General features: G+C 45.8%; 3 protein-coding genes. 2 read left to right on the forward strand and 1 reads right to left on the reverse strand.

What is annotated here, in order from left to right:
• Together ACKPEB_RS16470 and ACKPEB_RS16475 are read left to right on the forward strand one after the other, a co-directional pair.
• On the forward strand, positions 1-978 hold a 978-nt coding region (locus ACKPEB_RS16470; protein WP_408966047.1), incomplete at its 5' end, for a PhoX family protein.
• A 162-nt stretch (positions 979-1,140) separates the two neighbouring features.
• The gene (locus ACKPEB_RS16475; RefSeq protein ID WP_408966048.1) at positions 1,141-3,129 is read left to right on the forward strand and encodes an iron uptake porin; all 1,989 of its coding nucleotides are present in this window, start codon (positions 1,141-1,143) and stop codon (positions 3,127-3,129) included.
• A 256-nt stretch (positions 3,130-3,385) separates the two neighbouring features.
• On the opposite strand, the gene ACKPEB_RS16480 is transcribed toward ACKPEB_RS16475, so the two are convergent.
• Positions 3,386-3,472 (reverse strand): hypothetical protein, encoded by an 87-nt coding sequence (locus ACKPEB_RS16480; protein ID WP_408966049.1) that lies wholly within the window; start codon positions 3,470-3,472, stop codon positions 3,386-3,388.
• Between the last annotated feature and the right edge of the window lie 13 nt (positions 3,473-3,485).

The raw sequence follows: 3,485 nt of genomic DNA on the forward strand, positions 1-3,485 counted from the left end.
GTCAACCCTGATCCCCCTAATGTTCATGTCGGAGGCATTATTAGTTTACCTCGGCGTCCCAAAGGAGGCAGTTTTGCCGCTAAAACCGATGAGGATATCCAACGCTTCAAAGAACAATTTAAAACCCTCGCTGATTTGTATACGGGAAATTCTCAAGAACAACAAGGGGCGATTTTAATTGATGCTCATTTAGCCGCCAGTGCGGTTGGTGCAACTTGTACGGCGCGACCCGAAGATACAGAAATCGGTTTAGATGGTTCTTTATTGATAGCCTTTACTTCCGGTAGTGCTAAAGCTGAAACCGAAAGCCCGAACCTAGAGATTTTTCAAGCACCCTCCGAGAAAAAACCGTATGAATACGGATGGGTGATGCGATTAGTAGAAGAGGGAAATGTCCCGCAAGCTATGACCTTTGAATGGCAAATGGTTGTTACAGGGGGAGAACTAGCGCAAGGGGGGTTAGGGTTTAGTAACCCGGATAATTTAGCCGTTGATGGTGCTGGGAATGTATGGATAGTAACGGATATTTCCACCAATAAACACAATAAATCTATTCCGTTCAATCGTGTGGATGATCAAAATCAACCATTAGAGGGAGATGATTTATTAGGAGTATATGGTAATAATTCCGTTTGGTTTTTACCCACTTCTGGGAATATTGGGGGTCAAGCGTTTTTATTTGCGACTGGGCCAATGGAATGTGAAATGAGTGGGCCGTTTTTTACCCCGGATCAAAAAACTTTATTTATTGCGGTTCAACATCCGGGGGAATATCACGGCACTCGTCAAGAGATGGAAACCCAAACCCGGAAATTTGCCTTACAAACCTCTGAAGGGGAATTGTTTATGCAAACTCGCCAAGTTCCTGTGGGATCAAACTGGCCGAGTCAACAACCCAATGAACCCCCCAAACCATCCGTTGTTGCCATTCGACGGATCAATTCTCAACCTATTGTTGAGAAACAAAACCTGGTCTAAGTCTAGCTTTTGCTGATAGAATCAGGTACACCATAAGCCTTGACTTTTGTTTACCTACTTGACGCAGGAGAAACTCTAGTTAAGATATGATACTATTGGTTCAATCGAGGTGGGGACTCCCTTGCTTCAGGTATTTTAAGTGTCGGTGTGAGAATTGAGATGATGAACAAAGTTTTATTGAACACTCTAAAGCAGAGTCCGGGCGTTCTGGGAGCGGCCCTTCTCTTAACGAATGCAGCCTTAGCCACTGAGGCGACTTCAGAGAAGTTAGCAAATGCAGCCGATCCGGCTTCAGTCACCATCGAAGCTGCCCGTGCTGTTGCCCCGTCTGGACAAAATCTTGATTTGCAATATCAAGCTAATGCTGAGTCATCGCCAGAGCAACTGGCTCTATCGGTGACTCCTGATGCTGATGTTACCGTTGAATCTGCCACTCTAGGCAATGGTGAGTCTCTGACTCAGATGGAACCGCAGACTGTTGCTACAACTCAAGCGGTTACCAGTGTAAACAGTGAATCTGCGAGTGCTTTCTCAGAGGCTTCCGCACCGCTACAAACTGCTCAAGCTTCTGAGTTCCAAGTCGCTCAGATGGAAGCGGTGGAATCCACAGCCACCAGTGGAGCCGACTTAGATCAGATTAATGAGTATTCCGAAGTCAGTGATGCCCTGGAGCAGGTGACATCGGTTTCTCAATTATCTGACGTTCAACCGACTGACTGGGCTTTCCAAGCGTTACAGTCCCTTGTTGAACGCTACGGTTGTATTGCCGGTTATCCCGATGGAACCTACAAAGGCAACCGTGCTATGACTCGTTATGAGTTCGCGGCGGGTTTAAATGCCTGTTTAGAACGGGTTAACGAACTGATTGCCGCTTCTGTTGCTAACTTAGTCACCCGTGAAGATTTAGCGGTTCTGCAACGCTTACAAGAAGAGTTTGCAGCCGAATTAGCCACCCTGCGCGGTCGAGTTTATGCTTTAGAAGCGAGAACAGCCGAATTAGAAGCTAATCAGTTCTCCACCACCACGAAACTGCGGGGGGAAGTGATCTTCTGGCTGGGTGATGCGGCTGGCGATCGCGCCACTAACAACGTCATAGGTAACTTTGCCCCAGAAGATAGTGATCCAACCGAAGCCTATTTCGGCTATCGTGCTCGTCTAAACTTTGATACCAGTTTCACAGGCCAAGACTTATTAAGAACCCGGTTAGAAGCTAGATCAGTACCTAACCTTGCTAACTACGACATCACCAATACCTTGATGAGCCGTACATCCATTGATGGCAGCAACAATGGTATTGTTTTGGATGACTTGTACTATCGCTTCCCCATCAGCAATGGCAAAGGTCAAGTCTTCGTTGGGGCTAACGGTCTTGACTTAGATGATATTTATGACTATGTAACTCCCTTCGGTGGCTCTGGAGATGGTGCCCTGTCCCGTTTTGGTCGCTATAACCCAACCACATTTCGTGGCCCGGAAGGAACTGGGGTGGCGCTGAAATATGCCTTCAGTGACAAGTTCAAGCTGAATTTAGGTTACTTAGCCAGCCAAGCTGAATTTGCGGATCAAGGTCGTGGCTTGTTCAATGGCGGTTACAGTACAGGTCTGCAATTGATGTTTAACCCCAGTCCCAAGATTGGTGTTTCTTTGGAATATAACCATCGCTACTTCTCCTCTGATGACATGACATCTACTTCATCGTTGATCAGTGGAGGGACAGGTAGCTGGGGAGCGAATAGACCCTTTGGTGACAATTCCACAACCACTGAAAACTTAGGGTTCCAAGCCAACTGGCGCATCTCCAAAAACTTTGAGTTAGGTGGCTGGTTTGGTTCAACCTGGGCGAATCAAAAACAAGGCGGAGACAATAGTGCAACCATCCTGAACTGGGCCGTTACCTTGGCATTCCCTGATGTCCTCAAAGAAGGTGGCTTAGGTGGTTTAATCGTCGGTATGCCTCCCCAGGTGACCGATCACGATATTAGTGCTTTAGAGGATAAAGATACCTCCATTCATATTGAAGGATTCTATCGTTATCCGATCAGCGACTACATTTCCATTACTCCGGGCTTCTACGTTGTCACTGACCCGGATCACAATAGCGACAATAGCACCATTGTGGTTGGAACATTGCGGACTCAATTCCGTTTCTAAAGGATTGAGCTTCAATCCAACACTAACTTAAACTAAGATAGAGAGAAAACCTTGGTTTTCCCTCTATTTTTTTGCAGCCTAGTCGAGAAATAGGAATTGACCACAAAAACAGTCTAAAAATGTTTAAACTAATATAGCGCTACGCGCAAGGGAACAGGGAACAGGGAACAGGGAACAGTAAGAAGTGAAAGGGTTTGAGAATTCAGAAATGTCCTAACTGTAATGCGTAGCACTATAACTGATAACTGATAACTGATTAAGGCATTTGCCAAATTTTAATTGTCTTATCTTCACTGCCACTGACCACAATTTCACCATTAGAACTCACATCTAAAGCATTAATGGGTTTAGAATGA

The sequence above is a fragment of the Planktothrix sp. genome, from assembly GCF_046067725.1.
Lineage (GTDB): Bacteria > Cyanobacteriota > Cyanobacteriia > Cyanobacteriales > Microcoleaceae > Planktothrix.